25 protein-coding genes are annotated in these 22586 nt (G+C 48.3%); 11 read left to right on the forward strand and 14 right to left on the reverse strand.

Translation table 11 applies throughout. From position 1 onward, the window contains the following. Window positions 1-44 precede the first annotated feature (44 nt). The gene (gene rutR, locus A7K98_RS09365; protein WP_087488314.1) at window positions 45-680 is read left to right on the forward strand and encodes an HTH-type transcriptional regulator RutR; all 636 of its coding nucleotides are present in this window, start codon (window positions 45-47) and stop codon (window positions 678-680) included. A gap of 121 nt (window positions 681-801) precedes the next feature. After that, window positions 802-981: a hypothetical protein gene (locus A7K98_RS09370; RefSeq protein WP_087488315.1), complete on the forward strand. Its 180-nt coding sequence runs from the start codon at window positions 802-804 to the stop codon at window positions 979-981. A gap of 110 nt (window positions 982-1091) precedes the next feature. On the opposite strand, the gene A7K98_RS09375 is transcribed toward A7K98_RS09370, so the two are convergent. The 3 genes from A7K98_RS09375 to A7K98_RS09385 all read right to left on the reverse strand — a co-directional run bounded on the left by A7K98_RS09375 (window position 1092) and on the right by A7K98_RS09385 (window position 3292). Next, window positions 1092-1682: a malonic semialdehyde reductase gene (locus A7K98_RS09375; RefSeq protein WP_087488316.1), complete on the reverse strand. Its 591-nt coding sequence runs from the start codon at window positions 1680-1682 to the stop codon at window positions 1092-1094. Window positions 1683-1828: 146 nt separating this feature from the next. Then, on the reverse strand, window positions 1829-2326 hold the full coding sequence (locus A7K98_RS09380; RefSeq protein WP_087488317.1) for a hypothetical protein: 498 nt from the start codon (window positions 2324-2326) through the stop codon (window positions 1829-1831). A gap of 111 nt (window positions 2327-2437) precedes the next feature. Next, complete coding sequence (locus A7K98_RS09385; RefSeq protein ID WP_087488318.1) at window positions 2438-3292, reverse strand: LysR substrate-binding domain-containing protein; 855 nt, start codon at window positions 3290-3292, stop codon at window positions 2438-2440. Between the two features lie 97 nt (window positions 3293-3389). Between A7K98_RS09385 and A7K98_RS09390 the strand changes: the two genes are divergently transcribed. Next, the gene (locus tag A7K98_RS09390; RefSeq protein WP_087488319.1) at window positions 3390-3989 is read left to right on the forward strand and encodes a LysE family translocator; all 600 of its coding nucleotides are present in this window, start codon (window positions 3390-3392) and stop codon (window positions 3987-3989) included. 93 nt (window positions 3990-4082) lie between these two features. On the opposite strand, the gene A7K98_RS09395 is transcribed toward A7K98_RS09390, so the two are convergent. Continuing rightward, window positions 4083-4718 carry a carbonic anhydrase gene (locus A7K98_RS09395; protein ID WP_087488320.1) on the reverse strand — a complete coding sequence of 212 codons (636 nt, stop codon included), beginning with the start codon at window positions 4716-4718 and terminating at the stop codon, window positions 4083-4085. Window positions 4719-4994: 276 nt separating this feature from the next. Here A7K98_RS09395 and A7K98_RS09400 point away from each other — a divergent pair, with 276 nt between their 5' ends. Then, window positions 4995-5741: a glutamine amidotransferase gene (locus tag A7K98_RS09400; RefSeq protein ID WP_087488321.1), complete on the forward strand. Its 747-nt coding sequence runs from the start codon at window positions 4995-4997 to the stop codon at window positions 5739-5741. 36 nt (window positions 5742-5777) lie between these two features. Here A7K98_RS09400 and A7K98_RS09405 read toward each other — a convergent pair whose 3' ends face one another. Then, window positions 5778-7187, reverse strand: a complete 1410-nt coding sequence (locus A7K98_RS09405) for an MFS transporter (protein ID WP_087488322.1) — start codon at window positions 7185-7187, stop codon at window positions 5778-5780. 183 nt (window positions 7188-7370) lie between these two features. Between A7K98_RS09405 and A7K98_RS09410 the strand changes: the two genes are divergently transcribed. Beyond that, window positions 7371-8288 (forward strand): LysR family transcriptional regulator, encoded by a 918-nt coding sequence (locus A7K98_RS09410; RefSeq protein WP_087488323.1) that lies wholly within the window; start codon window positions 7371-7373, stop codon window positions 8286-8288. Window positions 8289-8332: 44 nt separating this feature from the next. Here A7K98_RS09410 and A7K98_RS09415 read toward each other — a convergent pair whose 3' ends face one another. The 3 genes from A7K98_RS09415 to A7K98_RS09425 are packed head-to-tail and all read right to left on the reverse strand — an operon-like array spanning window position 8333 to window position 11963. Continuing rightward, complete coding sequence (locus A7K98_RS09415) at window positions 8333-9763, reverse strand: c-type cytochrome (RefSeq protein WP_087488324.1); 1431 nt, start codon at window positions 9761-9763, stop codon at window positions 8333-8335. A 1-nt stretch (window position 9764) separates the two neighbouring features. Continuing rightward, window positions 9765-11357, reverse strand: a complete 1593-nt coding sequence (locus A7K98_RS09420; protein WP_087488325.1) for a GMC family oxidoreductase — start codon at window positions 11355-11357, stop codon at window positions 9765-9767. Between the two features lie 51 nt (window positions 11358-11408). Then, entirely contained in the window at window positions 11409-11963 is a 555-nt protein-coding gene (locus A7K98_RS09425) for a sugar dehydrogenase complex small subunit (RefSeq protein WP_087488326.1), read from the reverse strand. A gap of 376 nt (window positions 11964-12339) precedes the next feature. Here A7K98_RS09425 and A7K98_RS09430 point away from each other — a divergent pair, with 376 nt between their 5' ends. After that, the gene (locus A7K98_RS09430) at window positions 12340-13386 is read left to right on the forward strand and encodes a LacI family DNA-binding transcriptional regulator (protein WP_087488327.1); all 1047 of its coding nucleotides are present in this window, start codon (window positions 12340-12342) and stop codon (window positions 13384-13386) included. A 17-nt stretch (window positions 13387-13403) separates the two neighbouring features. On the opposite strand, the gene A7K98_RS09435 is transcribed toward A7K98_RS09430, so the two are convergent. Further along, complete coding sequence (locus A7K98_RS09435; RefSeq protein ID WP_087488328.1) at window positions 13404-13802, reverse strand: DUF4260 domain-containing protein; 399 nt, start codon at window positions 13800-13802, stop codon at window positions 13404-13406. Window positions 13803-14071: 269 nt separating this feature from the next. Between A7K98_RS09435 and A7K98_RS09440 the strand changes: the two genes are divergently transcribed. The 3 genes from A7K98_RS09440 (at window position 14072) to A7K98_RS09450 (ending at window position 16266) form a co-directional block, all read left to right on the forward strand. Then, the gene (locus A7K98_RS09440) at window positions 14072-14323 is read left to right on the forward strand and encodes a ParD-like family protein (RefSeq protein ID WP_087488329.1); all 252 of its coding nucleotides are present in this window, start codon (window positions 14072-14074) and stop codon (window positions 14321-14323) included. Further along, window positions 14323-15108: a type I methionyl aminopeptidase gene (map, locus tag A7K98_RS09445; protein ID WP_087488330.1), complete on the forward strand. Its 786-nt coding sequence runs from the start codon at window positions 14323-14325 to the stop codon at window positions 15106-15108. The genes A7K98_RS09440 and map overlap by 1 nt, the downstream gene beginning before the upstream one ends. A gap of 327 nt (window positions 15109-15435) precedes the next feature. Next, a complete protein-coding gene (locus tag A7K98_RS09450; protein WP_087488331.1) occupies window positions 15436-16266 on the forward strand; it encodes a fumarylacetoacetate hydrolase family protein in 831 nt (276 codons plus the stop codon). A 268-nt stretch (window positions 16267-16534) separates the two neighbouring features. Here the strand turns inward: A7K98_RS09450 and A7K98_RS09455 are convergent, their stop codons facing one another. Continuing rightward, a complete protein-coding gene (locus A7K98_RS09455; RefSeq protein WP_087488332.1) occupies window positions 16535-16984 on the reverse strand; it encodes an L-alanine exporter AlaE in 450 nt (149 codons plus the stop codon). Window positions 16985-17534: 550 nt separating this feature from the next. Between A7K98_RS09455 and A7K98_RS09460 the strand changes: the two genes are divergently transcribed. Then, window positions 17535-18557: an LLM class flavin-dependent oxidoreductase gene (locus tag A7K98_RS09460; RefSeq protein WP_087488333.1), complete on the forward strand. Its 1023-nt coding sequence runs from the start codon at window positions 17535-17537 to the stop codon at window positions 18555-18557. Window positions 18558-18921: 364 nt separating this feature from the next. Further along, window positions 18922-19212 (forward strand): putative quinol monooxygenase, encoded by a 291-nt coding sequence (locus tag A7K98_RS09465; RefSeq protein ID WP_087488334.1) that lies wholly within the window; start codon window positions 18922-18924, stop codon window positions 19210-19212. 69 nt (window positions 19213-19281) lie between these two features. Here the strand turns inward: A7K98_RS09465 and A7K98_RS09470 are convergent, their stop codons facing one another. Genes A7K98_RS09470 through A7K98_RS09485 form a run of 4 tightly spaced genes read right to left on the reverse strand, consistent with a single transcriptional unit; the run spans window position 19282 to window position 22511 of the window. Beyond that, window positions 19282-20556 carry an MFS transporter gene (locus A7K98_RS09470; protein WP_087488335.1) on the reverse strand — a complete coding sequence of 425 codons (1275 nt, stop codon included), beginning with the start codon at window positions 20554-20556 and terminating at the stop codon, window positions 19282-19284. 58 nt (window positions 20557-20614) lie between these two features. Beyond that, window positions 20615-21016 (reverse strand): RidA family protein, encoded by a 402-nt coding sequence (locus A7K98_RS09475; RefSeq protein ID WP_157665916.1) that lies wholly within the window; start codon window positions 21014-21016, stop codon window positions 20615-20617. 29 nt (window positions 21017-21045) lie between these two features. Continuing rightward, window positions 21046-21990: a PDR/VanB family oxidoreductase gene (locus A7K98_RS09480; RefSeq protein WP_087488337.1), complete on the reverse strand. Its 945-nt coding sequence runs from the start codon at window positions 21988-21990 to the stop codon at window positions 21046-21048. After that, on the reverse strand, window positions 21990-22511 hold the full coding sequence (locus A7K98_RS09485; protein WP_087488338.1) for an MOSC domain-containing protein: 522 nt from the start codon (window positions 22509-22511) through the stop codon (window positions 21990-21992). The genes A7K98_RS09480 and A7K98_RS09485 overlap by 1 nt, the downstream gene beginning before the upstream one ends. Window positions 22512-22586: the final 75 nt, after the last annotated feature.

The raw sequence follows: 22586 nt of genomic DNA on the forward strand, positions 1-22586 counted from the left end.
CAGTCTGTTATGATGCTGCAAACGGACAGATAAGAGGTTAGTCAGTGAAAGTAAGCGAAAAAAAACCGGGACGTCGCTCCCTGGCGGTAGCGGCTAAACGTACGGCGATTGTCAACGCTGCATTATCTCTCTTTTCGCAGTTTGGCCTGCACGGAACCCGGGTTGAGCAGGTGGCGGCACTGGCTGAAGTTTCTAAAACCAACCTGCTGTATTATTTCCCGTCAAAAGAGCAGCTCTATCTGGCGGTACTGCAGGAAATTCTTGCAGTCTGGCTGGCCCCGCTCAGAGCACTGCAGGCCGATCAGCAACCTCTGGAAGCGATTAACCATTACATCCGCCTGAAACTGGAAGTATCGCGGGATCATCCTGAGGCTTCGCGCCTGTTCTGTCTGGAAATTTTACAGGGTGCCCCGGTGTTGCAGGGAGAACTGGAAGGTGGGTTACGTGAGCTGGTTAATGAGAAAGCTGAACTGATCCGGTTCTGGATTAGTCGCGGGCAACTGGCAGAAACCGATCCCTGTCAGCTGATTTTTATGCTGTGGTCAGTTACCCAGCATTATGCAGACTTCGCAATTCAGGTGCAGGCCATTACCGGTAAAACTCTACAGGATGAAGCCTTCTTTAACCAGACACTCAATAATATTCAGAGTGTGATCACTGAAGGTCTTCGTCCGCGCTGAGGCTTTCTGCCTGCGTTGCGGCAATTGCTGTTTTTGTAAAATGCAGTACCGGAATTGATATTTCCCTTCAGTCACTATTTAGGCTGAACTGTAGCTATCGACACTTCAGCGGGAAAATATTATGGCACTGCAGATCTGGAAAAAAATTGTCAGTATTACCGGACTGGTGGAACGCAGTCCGGCGGCAGAACGGGCCAAAGACAGCCATTTGTTGCTGGAATCTATGATCCCTATCCTGGGGCTTTATGGTATCGGGCCTGGTTATCTTGATCCTCAATGGTTGCATGATGAACAAAAATAAACAGCACCGTTTACTGCGGGTTACCTACTGGAATGAGCTGTGCTTTACCAATACTCACCGTTATCATCCAATCCACTGACTGTGACAATGCCACAGTCAGTGTAACGTCATCAGGCAAACCGACAGGCATCATCAAAATCAAGCCGCGGTAAACGACCATGAAGTTTTTCGCTGTTGCCGTAACCCAGATTGATTAATAAATTGACCCGCCAGTCACTGCCGTGGAAGAATTCTGCATTAATCTTATCAGCATCAAATCCCGACATCGGACCCACATCCAGTCCCAGAGCACGTGCAGCCACCACCATATAACCTGCCTGCAGGCTACTGTTACGAAATGCAGTTTCCTGAGCCAGTGCTTCGCTGCTGGTGAACCAGCTCCGGGCATCGGCATAAGGGAACAGGCCCGGCAGTTTTTCATAAAAAGCCATATCTGATGCGACAATTACTGTCACCGGAGCTGACATGGTTTTATCAATATTACCTGAGGAAAGTGCTGGTTTAAGTTTCTCTTTACCGGCATCGCTGGTAACAAAGACAAACCGGCCAGGAGAACAGTTAGCTGAGGTCGGGCCAAGCCGGGTCAGCTCATACAGTGTTTGCAGCGTTTTTTCCGTTACTGGTTTATCCAGCCAGTAACTGTGGGTACGGGCCTGATTGAATAATGAATCGAGTGCGGACTGCTCAACCGGTATAGTCATAATATTCTCCAAATCCCGTTAACTGTCATGTCGTTGTACCTTAAACCGGCACCAGTGTGAAAGCGTTATTTCAGAGTCTGTGTTGCCATACAGTCAGTACGGATGACTATTGTCAGTTGCCGGGATTGTCTGATGACGTGGGGTTCTCAGAGAGAAAATGTGCCCAGCAAATTTCCGGCCTGGCACTGTATAACCAACTGATAACCCGCAGCACTGTTTTTCCAGTGTTTTAATTCCGGAGCCTGCTTGGTCGCCGGGCCGAAACTGGTTATCAGGCGGGTATACTCTTTTTGCAGGGTATTCTGACATTGCGCCGGATTAAGAGAGTCATCGGAAGCCATCACCTGCACGATTCGGCCATCGCTGAGTAGTACATGCGGTTGCTTAAACGGACTGGCAGCCTGCCGGGATTTAACAAAAACCACTCCGTTGTAATGAGCCAGATTTTGGTCGGTGAGCAGCGTATCACTGTTGTTGTTCATCACAGTGTCGGTATCTGCCAGAGTCAGCCTGCTGTTCAGCTGATAGCCGAGAAATGCCGGGCTGGCGGGCAGTGCGGCTAAAGCAGTTAACGGTGTGGTAGTCAGACATGCCAGCATCAACAGGGTGGCAGCATTTCCGAATTTTTCAGAAGTAAGGTGCATAATAGTCCTTAACTAAAGTGCAATAATCACAATCTCCTGCAGGCTGAGCAGACGGTCAGCCTTTTACAGGGGGACATTTCAGTGGCTGGCATTGTGCTGGTCAGTCAGCGATCAGCTTGTGGAAAAATGTTGCCTGATTTTAGTGGTTAGTGCTTCGGCCGCCGCGGCTGGCTGTTTTGCGGAACGATAGAGATTAATCGCAAACGCCGGTAGCGCGGGTAAGGTCTCTGTTTCACTGAGAATAACCAGATCGGCCGGTACTGTGGTTCTCAGCCAAACCGTTACCGCCAGGTCAGCCCGCACGGTGGCGCGGGTGGCATCAATACTGCCATTTTCTGATAAGGTTCGCCACGTTAGCCCACTGTTTTCCAGTGCCGTTAATACAACTGGCCGAAATGCACAGGTATCGGCAACCATCGACACCGGTAAGGGGTTTTTCATGCAGGCATTACCGCCTCTGGCGCCGACCCAGACCAGGGAATCAATTTTCAGGCATTCCACCGCAACCTGGCCAGTCGGTTCCTCAATCAGCGCAATATCGAGCGTTGCAGAGTCTATAGCAGAACGTAATTCTGGCGATGAGAGGCATACCAGCCGGATATCCACTCCCGGATAGTCGTCAGCAAACTGACGTAACAGCGTTGTCAGCCATTCACCTGTCAGGTCATAGGGAACACCTAGCCGGACCTGGCCTGCTACCTGACCGGCGGACATTTCACTCCACAACGCATCATTCAGCGCCACCATCTGGCGGGCTTTAGCCAGCAACCGTTCACCATTGGCAGAAAGACGGAGTCTGCGGCTGTTGCGGATAAATAACTCGCCACTCAGTTCTTCAAGCCGGGCAACTTGCTGGCTGACTGCACTTTGAGTCAGGTGTAATGCGTTAGCAGCGGCTGTCATACCACTGTGGTCTGCAACACAGACGAAGGTTCTCAGCAGGGTGATATCCAAATTACGGCGCATCTGTCTATTACCAGTGTTAATGGATGATATGCATAATAGTTGATTCTGTAATCAAATCTACCGGTATACAGTCTCTCTGTGAACTGCGGAGGGAAAAATGTTATCGACTGATTATCTGCCATTACTGTTATTTGTGATTGTTTCAACAGTGACTCCGGGGGGAGCCACCACTCTGGCGACAGCTTCAGGAGCAAATTTTGGGCTGCGACGCTCATTACCCTTTATCGGTGGTGTTGCTGTCGGTCTGGCCAGCATGGCGGCTGTGGCTGCTACCGGGTTGGGGGCGCTGGTACTCGTGGTTCCGTCATTACAATGGGTAATGAAGCTTGCCGGGAGTGCCTGGTTACTATGGCAGGCCTGGAAAATTTCCCGTCAGCTGCCACCTCATTTAAGCGGAAAAACCCTTAAGCCGGTGGGCGTAATCAGTGCGTTATGGATGGTCTGGCATAACCCTAAAGGCTGGACAATGAGTCTGGGCGCCGTCGCTTCATTTGCTTCACTGTCAGCATCACCTTATACACTGGCAATGGTGCTAAGCCTGTTATTCGGCGTGTTCGCACTTATCTCGCTCTGTTTATGGTGTCTGGCAGGCTGGTGGCTGGCGGCACGACTTCGCCATCGCTGGCAGTGGCAACTGCTGAATACGGTGCTGGCATTGATGCTGGTACTGTCACTGGTACCGGTCTGGATGGAGTAACAGGAAGGGTGATGAAATCGCGGTGGTAGCGGGGCGAAACACCTGCGGGTGACCCGCAGGTAAAACGGCCGAAGGAGGCCGGCAGGTTGTCTGTTATTCGAAACAAACATCCGGGTTTGCCGCCAGAGGGACAAATTTATTGCCACCTTTATCCAGCGCCTGAACTTCTCCGCTTTCGATATCGTAAACCCAGCCATGCAGATGAATAGCATTGTTGCGTAACGCAACCGCAACTGACGGGTGAGTTTTGATATTGTTCAGCTGTGCGATAACATTTTCCCGCACCATCGCACTCACTTTCTGATCTTCATCAGCGTAGTCGTTTTTCTCTACTACCGCTTTTGCTGCATCAGCATAACGCAGCCAGTGAGCGACAGCCGGCATGGTGTCCATGCACTGGCATTTTGCAATCGCCCCCATTGCTCCGCAATTGGAATGACCACAAATAATAATATCCTTCACGCCCAGAGCCACCACAGCATACTCAATGGTAGCAGAGACACCACCAGGTTCCGGACCGAAAGAAGGGACGATGTTCCCTGCGTTACGGATGACAAATAACTGGCCAGGTTCTTGCTGTGTCACCAGCTCCGGGACCAGACGGCTGTCTGAACAGGAAATAAACAAGGCCTTAGGATTCTGACTGCCCGCCAGGCTACGGAATAACTCTTTTCGCTCAGGAAAAACTTCTTTCTGAAAGTTCAGAAACCCTTGAATAATCGTTTTCATAACTCGCCCAAATGATAAAAAATCGGCTTAATCATAGAACGAATATCCGGAGGGGGGAAGTCCCGGCAGGCAAAAGCCGTGGCTCAGAGGTGATATCGGCAGCTACTGATAACTGATTAAGTGACGCTGTCACCAGTTAATGCTTATCCGCTGACGAATTTTATAAGGTGAAAATCGGTATATAGCGACATCTTGTATGATTAATAAATTTCAGCTATCAATACATAATATTACTTCATCTGGCCTTGAGATGCCGGGGCAGCAGGAATTTAAGTTATGAGTCAGCCGTCGATCATTATTATTCAAACCGGAACTCCGCCAGAGGATATACGTCAGAATTACGGAGATTTGCCAGACTGGTTCAGCCGTGCGATTGGTATTCCGTTGCAGGAGATTGAAGTGGTGAGAGTTTTTGAAGGCCAACCACTGCCTGCGCCGGATAATTCGAGGCTGGCAGTGATTACCGGTTCCTGGGCAATGGTGACAGAAAAATTACCCTGGAGTGAGCTGACCGCAGAATGGATCCGCCAGGCAATGGCAATTAACATGCCACTGTTTGGGGTGTGTTATGGTCATCAGTTGATGTCTTATGCTCTGGGCGGCGAAGTGCGCTATCTGGATTGTATCCGTGAAACAGGCTGCCTGCCGGTCTCTCTGAATGAGCAAGCCCGCCATGATCCCCTGGTAAAACATTTGCCTGAGCATTTCCCTGCACATCTGACCCATATGCAGACCGTGAGTCGTCTGCCTGAGGGCGCCGCCGTACTGGCCAGTTCGACATCAGATACTCATCAGATTGTGCGTTACGGGCCGAATGCCATTTCAACTCAGTTTCATCCGGAATTTACGGTGGCCGCTGCCAAAGCAATGATTGAACGCCGTAGCACAGAGTTAGATAAAGAAGGTCGCGACAGTCAGTCGCTGATTGCGGGGGTGACACAGACACCCGATGCCAGCGGTCTGCTGACCCGGTTTATTGCCCTGCATCTGAAAAATTATGCACCGGCAGCGCTGACTGCCTGAATACTGCCCGCCGGTAACTACCGGCGGGAGAAGAGACTATTTTTTACGTAACCGGCTGATACTAAGAATAATTGCCAGTACGCTGGAGACAACCGCCAGCCACAATCCGGTCTGTACACCGTGATACTCATTTAGCAGGTTTTTCTGACCAAATAACGCCAGAATCACTCCGACGATTGCCGTTCCCAGACACTGACCAAACATTCGCATTATCGCCAGAATGCCGGACGCATAGCTGCTATTTTCACGGGCAACGTTGGACAGCATTTCGCGGTTATTTGGACTCTGGAAACATCCAAAACCAATGCCACACACCAGGCTACGCAAGCAGATATCCCACGCGGCCGCATTTTCCGGTAACAGTGCCAGCAGCACCAGACCGACCACGAAAATCGCCAGTCCGACGGTTGAAATTATTGCCGGCGGAAAGCGGTCAGACAACCGTCCGGAATGCGGGGCCGCCAGAATAATGCCGACCGGCCAGGGAGTGAATAACAATGCTGAGACAAAAGCACTGTAGCCATAGACGTTCTGAAACAGGAATGGCAGTGCGATAAAAGTGATCCCCTGGCTAACGAATGAAGCCATTGAGGTCATCGCGGCCAGTGAAAACCGGGAAGAGGCAAAAATTGATAGCGGCAATAACGGTTTGCTGGCCCGACGTTCACACCAGACAAATGCAGTACCTGCCAACAGTGCCAGTATCGCATAACCCACTGCCATCAACAGCGAATGCGCCGTGAAACCCTGGCCGTTGGTGTTGGCAAAGCTGTCCGCTGCCATTATCAGTGCCCCGGGAATGATGGCAGAGAGTACCGCCCCCGTGATATCAAAGCGTTCGGTGATTTTTTGTACCCGGCCTGGCAGTACACGGACCGTCAGCATCACTGCAATGATGCCCGGCGGCAGATTAATGGCAAATAACCACTGCCAGCTCATGGCAGATAACAATGAGCCGCCGAGCATGGGCGCAATGGCAGTACTGGATGCGACCAGTAGCGCATTCATTCCCAGAATGCGGCCCAGTAGCCGGTTAGGGAAGACCGAACGCAGAATGGCAGGACCAATGCTCAGGGTGGCGGCCCCGCCAATCCCCTGGAGAATACGCATAATGATCAGTGTTTTGGGGTCAGATGACAATGCACAGCCAAGTGAGGACAGAGTAAAAATCACCTGTCCGGTGGCAAACAGATTTCTGAATCCCATCCGGGTGGCCAGGGCCGCGAAGATAGCCAGGGTCATGGCGGCTGCCAGTAAATAACCGTTGGATACCCAGACAATTTCGGCGGCCGGTACCTGCATTGCTTTGGCTATCTGAGGCAGGGCGATGTTCACCATTGAGCCATCGAACACCGACATCGCTGTGGTCATCATTACCGCAATCATCGCCAGTCGTCGCTGGCGGCCGGGTAAACCTTCATCACCCGGTAAATCTGAAAATAACATCCTTTGCTTCTCCGCAATCACCAGAAACTATTGTGCTAAGGCCTGTCACGGTTGCCCGCCGGCAGGTCGTTGATTTGCCTGTGACAGAAATATACTCTGTCAGGATATAAGGCGGAAGACGCAGCATTTGCAGTTATAACCTGCACCAAACGCCTGCTCACAGAATCATCAGGAATAACTGTTATGAAAGACGCCGACTTAAATCTGTTAACAGCACTGGATGTCCTGCTGGCTACCCGTTCGGTAGCCGCTGCTGCCCGCCGTTTGGGGTTGAGTGCTTCGGCGATGAGCCGGACGTTAAGCCGCTTACGTAGTGTCACGGGGGACCCGTTGCTGGTGCGTGCGGGCAGGGAGATGGTGTTGACACCCTATGCCGAAGCGATCCGCGAGCGTACCCGTGAAACTGTTTTAGCAGCCAGGGATTTATTGCGTCCGGATGTTTCCGGCGTCAACCTGGCGGTTCTGGAAAGAACATTTACCCTGCGTGCCAATGACGGCTTTATTAATACCTTTGGCGCTATACTGATTGCTGCTGTAGCTGCCCGGGCACCCGGCATACGTCTGCGCTTTGCACCGAAGCCGGAAAAAAGTGCTCATTATCTGCGGGAAGGGCTGGTTGATATAGAAATTGGTGTTTTGGGGGACTCGGGGCCGGAAATCCGGGTGCAGGCGTTGTTCCGTGACAGATTTGTCGGAGTGGTCAGCAGCCGCCATCCACTGGCATCACAGCCGGAGGTGACATTACAGGATTATGTGAGCTGGCAGCATATTGCCTCTTCCCGCCGTGGTAAATATCACGGGCCGGTAGATACCGCACTGGCAGAACTGGGGCTAACCCGTAACGTGGTGGCAGTGGTGCCTGGTTTTGCCGCGGCACTAGCGGTGGTCAGAGAATCTGAACTGATCGCCCTGGTTCCTGCGTCCTTTATGAAAAATCAGCCAGGTATGGAAGGAAACTCTGGCAGCCCGGCGCTGCATATGTTCAGTCTGCCGGTGGTCACCCAGACCATTACTGTGTCGCAGATGTGGCATCCGAGGTCGGAAAATGATCCCGCACATCGCTGGTTACGCCAGCAACTGCTCCAGGTTTGCCAGCAGTAAGCCGGAAAATCCCCGGCGGCAGAGTGCGCGCCGGGGTGACTCACTTATCGACGTTTTTTACGGCTGCGTGCCGCCAGTAACGCAATAATGATAATAACGACAATCACTATCCCGCCAATGGTCAGGCCGCCTGCATTTTTAATCAGGAACGGAACATTGCTGTTGCCGTTACGGATTTTCTCAACATCGGCACCGGTCAGACCGGCATTTCCGTGACCAAATTTTTCGGTGACGTAGTTAGTCACTGCCGCAATCTGATCATTATTCAGCCATGAGTGAATGGCCTGAGTTTCTGAAGAGAACGCTGGCATAACCGCTTCACCCTCCGGGGTTTTACGGTGAATACCATCAACAATCGCCATAACCAGATTTGACGGGTCCGCTGCACCAACCGCACTGTTATGGGTCAGAGACGGGAAGTAATGGTCGTCTGAACCCTGGCCACTCGATTGATGGCAGGCCGCACAACTGCTGTCAAACAGTACGGCTCCGTCGGTAGTGGACGAGTCACGGTACGCCGGAGAATTATTCTTCCCGCCCCCGGTTTGATAACTTGTCCAGTCTACCTTACTGGCTGGCGCGGCAGCCCATGAAGGTTGTGTCTGGCCCGGAGTGCGGATGGCTGGTACTGTTTTCAGCCATGTGGCAATACTGGCTAAATCACTGTCTGATAAGTGACTGAAACTGTGCTCGATGGCATCAGCCATAGGACCACCGGCCTGAGCTTTCCCTTCCACATGGCCGGTTTTCAGATATTCGGTCAGTTCCTGCTGGCTCCAGCCACCGATGCCGCTGACAGCATCAGAGGTTATGTTTGGTGCCAGCCAGCCATCCACATGATTGCCTGCAAGCAACTGATGAGTATCCTCGGCCATCATCTGATTGCGTGGACTGTGACAGGTTGAACAGTGAGCCAGCCCTTCGGCCAGATATTTCCCCCGGTTTTGCTCAGCAGTTAATGCCGGATCGGCTTTAAATGGCGCATCACTGGCAAACAAAGCATTCCAGATCCCCATCAGGCCTGGCAGGTTAAACGGAAATTTCAGGTCGTTTTTATCTGCCGGGGCTTTATCTACTGCCGGAACGGTTTTGAAGAAAGCATATAACGCCTGCATATCTTCATCGGTAACTGTGGCGTAAGAGGTATATGGCATTGCCGGATAGAGATGAGAACCATCAGGGCGTACCCCTTGCCTTACTGCTTTGGCAAAATCGGCTTCAGACCAGTTACCAATACCGTATTGCACTGAAGAGGTAATATTCGGTGCTACGATAGTGCCCATAGGCATATTAAATTTATACCCGCCGGCATATTCGGCACCACCTGCGGCAGTGTGGCATGCAGTACAGTCACCGGCCCGCGCCAGATATTCACCGCGACTGACTAAATCGCTATTGCTGCTGGTGGCCGCCAGAGCGAGGGGGGAGAACAGGAATGCAGCTGACAAAGTCAGAAGAGCTGAGTATTTTTTCATCTCACACCTCCTTTGCAATGATGTCAGCAGAACGGATTGCCAGAGCCACACCGGTCAGTGTCGGGTTAACGACACCGGCAGCAGGGATTACGCCAACTGATGCAATAAACAGGTTCGGATGGTCGTGGCTGCGGCATTCATGGTTAACCACGGAGTCCTTAGGATTATCACCCATAATCATGGTGCCCATCAGGTGGTCATGGTTTTCGAACGCAGTATTTAAATCAATGATTTGACCGTTCATCAGCCCGGCAATCTGCTTATATTGTTCGACCATGTGCTTAGCACCCAGTTTGGTATAGTCATCGACATCAAAGGTCACTTTGATACCAGGTAAACCAAGGCTGTCTTTCCAGGCCGGGTTCGGCTGTACACGGTTAGCCGGATTAGGCAATGGTTCCAGAAAGCTATAGATCGACATCCAGCGGGATGACCAGTCAAGGATACGAGCATCCAGCTCTTTACCCATCAATCCCTCGTTAATAGCACGTTGGGCGATATCGATTTGTGGGTTGTTATTGGCTAAAGAGTGCTTGTTGGCTGAATATTTGGAACGAAAATCACCGTCACGCCAGGTCATAATAGTCGCCTGCTGCACCGGGCCGCGTCCTGCCCACATTGGTTCATCGGCAAGGAAATTCATACTCAGGCCAATATGGTCCATCAGATTACGACCCACCATATCAGAGGAGTTACCGATATCGTTCATCAGCATCAGCTTTGAAGTTTCGAAACTGTGTGCCGCCAGAACAAAATATTTAGCAGTCAGCGTGTGTTCTTCACCAGCAGGGGTCAGGTAACTGACAGAAGTGATTTTACCTTGTTCACCCTTGGTAATTTTGTGTACTACCGCATCGGTAATCAGTTTTGCGCCGTTACGCACGGCTTTATCTGCATGAACTGAACCGTTATACAAGGTACCTATTGGACAGACCTGGTCACAGTTATTATTCCCCTGGCATCCCGGACGACCATCATAAGGGCGATGGATACGCACTGTGGGTTCGTGTACTACGCTATGGCCATGCGGTAACAGTGCTGCTTTAAGTTTGGCGTTACTGTAGATATCAGCTTCCGGATCTACAGGGTAAGCTTTGGAACGTGGAGGAAAAGAGATCCCCGGGTTCTGACCTGACTGGTCTTCTGTGTCTGAGCCGGCAACCCCGATAGCATATTCGGCACGGGTATAGAAGGGTTCCAGATCGCTGTAACTGATCGGCCAGTCGCGACCCACACCGTACATAGTCTTCAGTTTAAAATCATTTGGAATGTACCGCCAGGTGGCGCCACCCCAGTGCCATGTGGTGCCACCCACCAGTTTTAGCATGCCAGGCTGTTCACGAAATTCACCAACGTTCTCTATATAGCCGGGGGTATTACTGGTCGGAGACCACGGATTATTTGGGTATGCATTATTCCGGTCATAATGGCGGCCTGAATTACGGAAGTTTTCGAGGATTTTCCAGCGCGGCACATTGGCACCTGCTTCCAGCAGAATCACCGATTTCCCTTTTACCGCCAGTTCGTTTGCCAGGTTAGAGCCACAGGCTCCTGACCCTACGACAATCACATCTGCATCAAATTCTGTAGCCAAAGTAGTAACCCTTTATATTCATTGAAATGTTTTATGATTTACTCTTTTAAATTAAACGCCTGCCGGCAAATGCGCCCAGTAGCCACTTTTCCAGCGGGAGTAGCTGGGGACCGGGGTGAAATCTTTGGTGAGCTGATACGTGCGTGCCTGGGCATAGGCAACAAACACGACATTATCTTCCGATGACAACATCACCGGTGTTCCGGCATAGCCAAGATATAAGGCAGACAAAATGTCTTTCGCGGTTTGCTGTGGTTTGCCCTCAAAAAGATTTGAGGTTTTGAGGTCTTTTAAGTTGGCTATGTGATTGTCTGCAATCAATGAAGAAAGCTGTTGCAGATCACCGGCAAAATTACTGTTAACTTTTAGCAGGGCGTTAGCTGCACGGATAATCAGTTGAGGATCCTGCTGGCTTTCGGTTAAGAATTGAGCGGTTGTCTGTAACTGCGATATCACTGATGCACCAACGTCAGCTGGAGTGGTAATAACAGCATGTGCCGGAATCAAGGTGAATGAGGCTAATAATGCAGTTATTTTTATCAGGAAACTACGGCGTGATGCAGAGATTTCCCCTGTATCAGATTCCTGATCTATAACAAATTTCATTGCTGTTGATCCTTTATTGGAGAGGGTGGTTTATCTTTCTGGTGACGCGTAATAGAATTATCTGTTACCCGACGTGGACCTGGACGGCATTGGCAGTCAGAACCTCTGGTTCTGAGGTCATTAGCAATAAAAACCATCAAAACAGCAGGTTGCTTTCTGTTTCAGACGTCACGACAGTGTTAATAAAAGTGAAAATTGTTAACACCTCATTGACAGGATTTTAGAATTGTTAAATTTAAAGATCTATTGTCATCATGAATTCAGTGGTTAAATTTATTTTTTTAAAATCATACGGTTACGTTAATTGCATTATTATGTTACAACTTTGAGGTGTATTTTGATGTTAATACCTCAAAAATAATGAGGTTAAAATGGAATGTCTGAACTGAAGAACAAATTCGCCAGAAAGGTCACGCTGAAAGATATTGCCAGAGAAGCAGGCGTGGGAGCTGCGACGGTAGACCGTTATCTGAACAGCCGAAGCCAGGTAAAACAAGCTACTGCCGATAAGATCCGAACGGCAATGACAACACTAAACTATCAGGGGGCAGGGCAGCACGGGAGTCTCGCGATGGTGGCGGGTCAAACAATACGTATCGGGATGATAGTTCCGCGGGTCGAAGGCAGTATTTATGAAATGCTTACTCAGCAGATTATCCAGGGCATGAGCCAGCATTATCAGCAGGAAGTGGTGCCGGTAATGGTGGATTGTGACATTCGTGATCTTAACACTGTCAGTGCCACTATTATCCGGCTGGCAAAAGAGGTGGATGTGCTGGGCATGGTGGTGCTGGATGACCCGCAGGTCAAACTGGCTATCAGCAAAGCGGCCGATAATGGTGCGCGGATATTTACCCTGTTTTCCCCGCTGTCCCACTCCGGGCAGATAGCTCACATCGGACTGGATGACCGTAAAGCGGGGCGTGCTGCGGCCTGGCTGGCACAACGGTTGAGCGGTGAGCAACTCAATATTGCGATATTTCAGGGGAACAATCGATTTCTGTGTCAGGAAGATTGTGAAAGCAGTTTCCGGTCATGGTTCCGTGAACAAAATTTACGGCCGCAGATTACCGGCCCGTTGCATACTCTGGAAGATGTGCGTTATGCAGAGATACAAACCAATAAATTGCTGCAAGAACATCCTGAGCTGAATCTGATTTATGCTCCCTGTGGAGGTGTCGGTGGAATTATTGATTCTCTGCGCAATCACCCACGTAAAGATGAAATATTTATGATTTGCCATGGCCCGTTTGTTGGCTGGGAACAGGCACTGGTCGATGGTACCGTCGATGTAATTATTTATCAGGATCTGACAACAGTTTGTGATCTTATTTCCAGACTGCTGGATGAACCCGCCGGCCAGTCCGGAGTAGTCAGGTATTTACCGTTAGAGTTTTCGATTAAAATCAGAGAAAGTCTGTGACTTTCTCTGCCTGAGAGTTATTCGCCTTCAGTGACAACAGACGCGTTTTTTCCGATGTTGCCAAGGTGGGTAAAACCAAAACCACGCCGGTATTTCAGCCCGTAGCCAAGCATCCGGTCAAAACCAATATGTGCCATCCAGATTATGCCGACCGGCAGGGCGACAGCAGAGTGCGATATCACTGCAATAGCAATCAGCAGCAAAGCGCCTGTATAAGAATGGGTCAGATTATACAAAACAGCACCCACTTTGGTGCCCAGGGCATAACCCACCATTGCCAGATCCGGTACGAAAAACCACAATGCAAACTCCCCCCAATGTGCGGTGGTCTGGCTGTATAGCAGCACGCTGACTAACAGGAACGCTAAACCTTCCAGCCTGAGCAGTATTTTTATTGCATCGATGTGTTTTGTCATAACTATTCCCGGGCGCTAAGTTTCAGTAAAAACAGTGGATTAGCTTTAACCTGTTTAACGGATGGCTGCAATATTTCAGTTATGTCTGTTTATGAATATATCGATTACTGTGCGGCTAATTTTGGCGATGAACAATGAACACAATATTTCGCCTGTATCCTGGCGAAGTACTTACCGCACGTTATGTTACATATTCATCCTGCAGTGATTTGGCATCACTATTGATGCATGGCATTATATGAAACATATACGTTTTATATAGGCTGATTATGGGCATTGTTAAAATCAATGAGTTGATGCATAGCAATCTGCGGATTGCCAGTAATGCAATGAGCCGTTCAATAAACGCTCAGGCGGAGCACTGGATGAAAGTTGGTATGCTGGCAGAGATGTATCCGCAGTTAACCTACCCGCAACTGGCCCGTGAATTAGTGCGTATCGAATTAGAAAATGGTGAGGCCGCGATCAGTATGCTGGTCAGTCAACATCCACCATTGTCCACGACCACAGAGAGCATTTAATGTCAGAGATAAAACTACATACTCAGGACGAAATTGAACTGGCCCGTGCGGCAGGCCATGCGGCTGCCAAAGTCCTTGAAATGATCACCCCTTATGTGGTGCCCGGAGTCACGACAGAAGAACTGGATCAGCGTTGCCATGATTATATTGTCAATGTTCAGGGACTGATTCCGGCCAATATTGGCTACCACGGTTACACCAAAACTGTCTGTACCTCTGTTAACCACGTGGTTTGCCACGGAATACCCGCGCCAAAAGTTCTGAAAAAGGGCGATATCGTAAATATTGATGTGGCCGTGATTAAAGATGGCTGGTATGGCGATACCAGCCGTATGTATTACGTAGGTGAACCTTCTATCCGTGCGAAACGGCTGGTTGAGACAACTTATGACTCAATGGTTGCCGGTATCCGTGCAGTTCGCCCTGGCGCTACGCTGGGGGATATCGGCGCAGCTATTCAGTCTGTTGCAGAAAGCGCGGGTTTCTCAGTAGTGAGAGAGTATTGCGGTCACGGGGTGGGCGAGATTTATCATACCGAACCTCAGGTTCTGCATTACGGCACTCCTGGCACCGGAACCGTGCTGGAAGAAGGGATGATTTTCACCATTGAGCCAATGATTAATGCCGGTAAAGCAGCGACCAGTGTGCTGTCTGATGGCTGGACGGTGGTGACAAAAGACCGTTCGTTGTCTGCTCAGTGGGAACATACCATTGCAGTGACAGCAGAGGGATACGACCTGTTAACTCCGTGGCCTGAAGGTACCGGCGAATACGCTGATCTCTAGTTTTCCTGCCCGGCAGGTGCCGGGCATTGCCGCTTTATTCGTCACCCGGTGATCCCGGAGCTGTTCTGCGTGTATTTGCGATATTTCCTGTCTGTTTGTCGCCATTATCAGGCGTTTTATCACCAAAATTTGCCATTTTTACAAAAAATGACCGTATGAAAGATGTTGAAAAAAATCCATACATTTCATAGGCTTGAAAAAAATTGTGATGTTTATCGCAAGCTTAATGTTAATATGTTTACTGAACAGCATTTTCCTGCTGGATCAGCGGTAACTAAACCGTAATAATATCCTCCATCCTTACGAAGATAAGAACAGTTATTTAATATGCAGTTATGTAGTTTTAAAATTAAAGCCACTGGCCACCACAGTTTTGGAATTATCAGGGACAATGGTGTGACCGATGCAGGCAAATATACCGGCTATGCTGACCTGAAAGCGGTACTTACAGCACAGGCTGTTGATGAACTGCGTGGTCTGCTGGATTATCCGGCCGACTATACACTGGATGAGATTTCATTTTTGCCGGTGATTGAATCTCCGGGCAAAATTCTGTGTGTCGGAATGAATTATTCTGAGAAGCGCAAAGAATTTGGTGAAACTAATCCGGCTCCGACCTTGTTTGTCCGGTTTGCTGACACTTTGTCTGCGCACCAGGCTCCCTTGCAAAAACCAGCCAGCAGCGAACAGTTCGATTATGAAGGTGAACTGGCGGTGATTATCGGCAAGCCAGCCCATCAGGTGCCTGCTGAAGAGGCATTGCAGTACGTTGCCGGATACAGCTGCTTTATGGATGCGACGGTGCGGGATATGCAGTTTACCTGGTTTACTGCCGGAAAAAACTGGCCGCAAACCGGTGGGTTTGGACCTTCTATGACCACCAGTGATGAGATTCCTGATCCGCAACAACTGGATATCCGGACTTTCCTGAACGGTCAGCAGGTTCAGCATGATTCTACGGCGAATATGATTCATACCGTGGCAAATATTATCGCTTATGTTACCTGTTTTACTCCGCTGGCTGCAGGGGATGTGATTATCACCGGATCGCCTGGTGGAGTAGGTAAATCGCGAACTCCTCAGCTATTTATGTTCCCCGGGGATAATATTGCTGTTGAAATCAGCCAGATTGGTAAATTGTCTCACACGATTGTCTGATCCGATTATCAATAATGACCGTGGTTGTATGCCGCTACGGTCAGCCTGCACGGTCTGATTACAGGTGTTTCTTCTCGGTCTGTCCCGCTCTATTAGAAAATTTTCCCGCTAAATCCCCTTGGTTAACTCTGCATATAATCAGCAAAGACCGTGCCTCTTTAGCGATTTAAGTGGAGCTTTGACCTGACTGGGGGATGGGGATGGTCACTGCCGGGTAGCAGAAGTTGTATACCCGACAGTTAGCAGAAGGGAGGTTTAATCTGAAAACTCAGGCCTTGACTGGCAGAGAGGTACTGACACGAAACAGCCGCCGGCAAAAATCGAGAAAATAACCATAGGCAGCGCCCATAATCATCGAGACCAGAATGTTGGAACTGACGGCCGCGGTGATCTGATGCCAGTCAGCACCAACAAACAGCAGAATGGCTACATAGACCGGTGACTGAAACGTCACGTAACTTACGATATCCGCCACACTTTTTATCCATCCCGCAGGGCTTATATGTTGTGCTCTGCGCATCAGAAAATCCCGGTACACCCCGTAAGGCACTGCAATCAGAATGTTAACCGGAATACCTACCAGACGGGATGAGAGTGATTGCTGGAATGTCATGCCTGACAAAAAAATCTCGATCATCATATTAACGATGGTGCAATAAACCACCATCGCAAAGGTATCTGCAACCGCATGACGCAGGCGGGATTGTGCAGAGAACATGGCTGTAATCCTCGGTATATAAAGTCTGATGTATTGGGTAATTTGCCAGATGACAGAGATATCATCGGGCGTATTGAATTGCGTGTAGAATATATCCCTGCATCAAAACTGGCAACTAGCTTAAAATCTTTATTTAAAGGCTTTTTGTCGATAAAATTCTCTGCAGTTGACTGTTTTTTAGCTAAGGCGCTATTTTCGTTGCCGTTATTTTTTTTAATTGTTTTATATCAGATGGTTATCGTGTGAATTCTGTTGTGGGATAAGCTGGGGGTAACAGGTAACCTGATGGTTTTAAAGTAATCTCTTTGTAAGTACCTAATAGCATGATTATCTGCCGGATAAGAAGATCAGTAAAATAATCTCCGGCAGACATTCTGATAATCATCTCTGTGTTTCATAACCCGTCACTGTTCTGACACCTCAGGGAGTGACATTAATGTGCGGTGGAAACCCACTTCATTGCTATTCAGGTATATACTGCGAATTCCTGCATGCTGATTACTCTGATGTCATTTCATATAATACAAACCTACTATCAGGCGCTGATGCTATGAAAAAAATAGGATTTTTATCTTTTGGTCACTGGACACCTTCTTCCCATTCCGCCACTGCCAGTGCTGCAGATGCGCTGACTCAGTCAATTGAACTGGCGGTAGCTGCCGAAGAAATTGGTGTTGATGGTGCGTATTTTCGTGTTCATCATTTCGCGCGCCAGCTGAGTGCCCCTTTCCCGTTGCTGGCTGCTGCCGGTGCCCGCACCCGGAAAATAGAAATAGGCACCGGGGTAATTGATATGCGTTATGAAAATCCACTTTATATGGCAGAGGAAGCTTCAGCGGCAGATTTGATCAGTGGTGGTCGGCTGCAGTTGGGTATCAGCCGTGGTTCGGGTGAGCAGGTGATTGATGGATGGAGTTATTTTGGCTACCGTCCTCAGGAAGGCGAATCTGACGCGGATATGGGCCGCCGCCATACTGAGGTATTCCTCGATGCACTTCGCGGGGAAGGATTTGCCAAACCTAACCCGCAGCCAATGTTCCCTAATCCGCCGGGGCTATTGCGTACAGAACCTTTTTCTGAAGGGTTAAGAAGCCGAATCTGGTGGGGGTCTGGCTCAAATGCGACGGCTCGCTGGGCGGCAGAGCAGGGTATGAACCTGCAAAGCTCAACACTGAAGGACGATGAAACCGGCGAACCCTTCCATGTGCAGCAGGCTCAGCAAATCCGTATCTACCAGGAGGCCTGGAAGCAGGCAGGGCACACGCATACTCCGAGGGTATCGGTCAGTCGCAGTATTTTTGCACTGACCAACCAGCAGGATAAAGCCTATTTCGGGGGAATGGCTCAGGGAGGGGACCAGATAGGTTATCTGGATGAAAAGACCCGGGCGATTTTTGGACGTAGCTATGCCGCTGAACCGGACAAACTGATTGAACAGTTAAAGGCAGATGAGGCGATTGCTCTGGCAGATACCCTGTTGTTAACCATACCTAACCAGTTGGGCGTTGATTATTGTGTACATGTGATGGAGTCAATTCTTAAACATGTTGCACCGGCTCTGGGCTGGCGTTAATTCTCACCGGTTTAGTGGCCACGACACTGTGTTCCGACGCAGTGTCTGGCAGTCATCTTCCAGCCATTTGTTTTTCGGCCTGTCGTTTAATAATACACCGCCTGGCCGATTAACCCCTGTAAGCTGCAGAACTCATCTTCGGGAGCAGGACTTCTCCGACCTGAATCCGGAGGTAATATCAGTGGCTTACCAGACTATTTCCCCGTATTTCCTGTAAATTCCCGTCATTTATTATCATGTTTTTCATTGTTTTTCACAAATTGTGAATGCCGCTCCTCAATAAAAATTAATACGCTATATCTTATCTGCTTCTACACTTCATCAGGTAGTACTGGTTTGCTTACCCTACTTTATGGAGAGAATTATGATTACTTTAAACGTTTTTTTTAAGGTCAATCCACAAAAGAAAAGTGAATTTCTGAAAGAACTCACTCATATGGTGACTGAGTCAAATAAAGAATCGGGTTGTGAGTTTTATCAGTTATGGCAAGACCATGATAATCATAACTTCTATGTGTTGATCGAGCACTGGAAAGATAAAGAATCTCTCGGCGGGCATCAGAAAACGGCGCACTGGCAGCATTTTGATAGTGTAGTAAATAGTTATCTTACCGAACCTTATGATGAACATCATTATAAAGAGATTGAACAGTAATTAGGTTGCAGGGAGTCTGAGGCTCCCTGCTTTAGTCACTGCCATGCCTGTTTCTGTTATATCAAAAAATTAATTTCTGAATCTGATGAACTGTGAGCAAACCAGATACACAGCGGCGCATCCGGCATAATAAACCAGCATAGCCTGATAACCGTAATGTTGCACAATTATACCTGATGCAATACCTACAGTTGCCCCGCCAATTTGCCCTGCAAAGTTAAGCACGCCGCCAACAAAACCAAGATTTTTATGAGAGGTTATCATTCCCGGAATTAACCAGTAAAGACCGCCAAACATTTCAAAATAAAAACCAAGACAGATTATGGCAACGGCTAAGGTTACACTATGTATATAACCAATTGAGGCGAGGGAGGCGAGGGAAACAACGCCTGATACCAGAAACAATATTCTAAGAACCCATGGAAAGATTAAACTACCCCGAAATTTGTCTGAAATAAATCCACCACTTATTTCACCTAAGGTACCAGCAAGAAAAATGCAAAAAGTAGCAAGTCCTGAATATTGCAAACTCAACCCACGCTCATGAACCAGATAGCTGGGTCCCCATGTCACCAGTCCAAAGAAAACCATCGCGAAGCCCATACGGCCAAAAAACATAAATATCAGTGAAACAATATCCAGTTTTCGTTCGGTAGCAGTCTGTTGATTTACCGGGAGTGCATTCGTCGTTGCCGCTTGAGTGATGATCTGCAACTCATGTTCCGTAATACCAGGATGCTGATGAGGGAACTCTTTAACTTTACGAAACACGATGTAGGCGACAATCATGCTGATAATACCAGTAACAAGGAATGCCGCACGCCATGAACCGAACCAGATGATCAGCGAAGACACTATGATTGCACCGACCGCAGAACCGAGCGCAGCACCACTATCAATTAAGGTGATACCCCGGCTACGTTCCTTATCGGGTAACCATTGGCTGACAATCTTGTTGGCGGCAGGCATAAACGGGGCTTCGAAAGCGCCCAGACCAAGCCTGCTTAAAATAAGTGTAAAACCTCCCATAGCCAGGCCACCAATAGCAGCAAATACCCCCCAAAATATAGAGGTCACACCCAGAATTTTTTTTGCTCCTATCTTATCAATCAGATAACCACCTGGTAACTGAAATGCACAATATGCCCAAAAAAATGAACTTAGTATTATCCCCTGAACCTCCGGTGATAAATTAAATTCTTTGGTGACATCCGGCATTGCAAGAGACAGAGAGATCCTGTCAATGCAGTTAATAGTGTACAGGATAAAAATTAATGAAATCATTCGCCAGCGGATAGTATATTTCCTGGCATTCCTGGTGCTGCTTTCATAAGCTAGTGACATAATTCAGGCCTCACATAAATGAATTACCTGGTAGAGAGGTTTGATTTATTATATTTTATTAAAGTTCAGTTAAGGCAAACGCTTCTGCTTCAAATAAAAAATCAGGGTGCGCGAGAGCGGATACCTCGACAAAAGTATTTGATGCTCTCATTGTTGGCGGCATAATTTCCTCGCGAATTTTTCTCATTAGCGGGAGTGCGGTTGAAATATCAGTCGAGTAGTAAGTTATTTTTGCTACATGCTGCCAGTCAGTATTGAGAGACTTAAGACAGAGCTCAAGATTATAATAGACCTGGCGAATTTGTGCCTCCATATCACCAGCACCAATAACAGCTCCTTGCTGATCGACAGATACCTGGCCTGATATAAATGCCGGGATACCATTTCCTGAAACCGTATGAGACCAGCCATTACCTGCGGCCAGTCCGTCCGGTTGGACATTATGCTTAATGTTTTTCATTTTACCTCCACCAAAGTTAACGTAATAATTCACAGTGAATTTATAACTATTATCCCTTTGCCCCGGGAGACGCAGGGGGTCATTAATGTTTTTCTCTCCTCTTCTGTCAGGCAATGATCTTTATGCTGAATTTCTCCGGAAATTATATCAATAATGCAACTCCGGCAGGTTCCGGCTTCACATGCATAATCAATATCAACGCCATCGTCGAGTAAAACCTGTAGTAATGTTTTTTCAGCGGAAACCTGCAACGTATGGCCACTACGTGGAATTTCGGCAATAAAGGGCTCACCTAATATAGCCCCTTGTTGAGGTGGTGAAGAGAAATTTTCAGAGAAAGCCGTTCCGGTCGGCCAGTGCTGACAAGCCAGTGAAATACTCTGATTAAATCGCGCAGATCCACAATAGTAAAGTACGGTATTTTCGGGACAGATATTTAATAATCGTTCAATATCCAGTCTGGAACCTTCATTTGAGCAATGCAGAACAACATCAACGGGTAAGTTATTCAGTTCATCCAGAAAAATAGCATCCTGCCGATGGCGAACACAATAATGAAGTGTCATTTTCTTTTCTTTGTCTGCGAGTTCATAGATAAAACTAAGGATTGGGGTGATTCCAATTCCACCGGCAATAAATATATACTCTGAAAATAACGGGTTGATACTAAAATCTGGTTGCGGATACGAAATGAAATAATGTTCCTTTTCCCGGACATGTTCATGAACGTACTGAGAGCCGCCTCTTCCTGACGGATCTAATTTTACTGCAATGCGATAGTTTTGAGGATCATGACTATTGCATACAGAATATTGCCGGCTTAGTCCTTTTTTCATTCTGAATATGATGTTGGAACCTGCAGCGCAAACCGGAAAGTATTCCCGATCAGCCGGGGTAAATTCTATGGTCTTAATATCTGGAGAAACAGAGGATATCTTATCGACTCTGACTTTCATAAGCAGTCGTACTGTCATTATTTAGCCTCTTTTATCTCATCGCCCGGGAAAACTATTCCGCCGGTTAAGATCTCGCAATTTAACCCTGAACGACCTAGCAGAGGTTCCATGACAGGTTTGTCGATCAATCTTTCCAGATACCGGCAGGGGTGATTTAGTTTAGTGGCCAGAATAATCACTGTATTGCCTATTGAAATTCTTTTGCCAATGAGCAGGTTAAGATCTATACCTTCGGTAATAATATTTCTCCTGCATTCCCGGGCACTAAAATTTATACCTAACGTCTGACTAATATCGGTAAGAACTTCGTCAGCAATTAGTGTCAGTTGATGTTCAGGTTTCGGTCTGTCTGACCATCGTCCTTCTTGTTTAGCATATCTGTCACCCTCTATTCCAATGCCTTTAATTAGCCTTACCGATGCTTGTTGCTGCATTTCATGTGCCGCAATTTCAGCAGTAAATAAGCTCAATACTCTGCCAGCGAGCAATGTCTTTTTTGCTGATCCAGTTGTTTGATCAGTGAGTCCGACTGCAGTCATTGAATATCCCCATACTTACCTAATGATATTTGCTAAACACAGCGACGAGGTCTGCAAAATTATATCGACGTTAGT

The organism is Tatumella citrea (genome assembly GCF_002163585.1).
Taxonomy (GTDB): domain Bacteria; phylum Pseudomonadota; class Gammaproteobacteria; order Enterobacterales; family Enterobacteriaceae; genus Tatumella; species Tatumella citrea.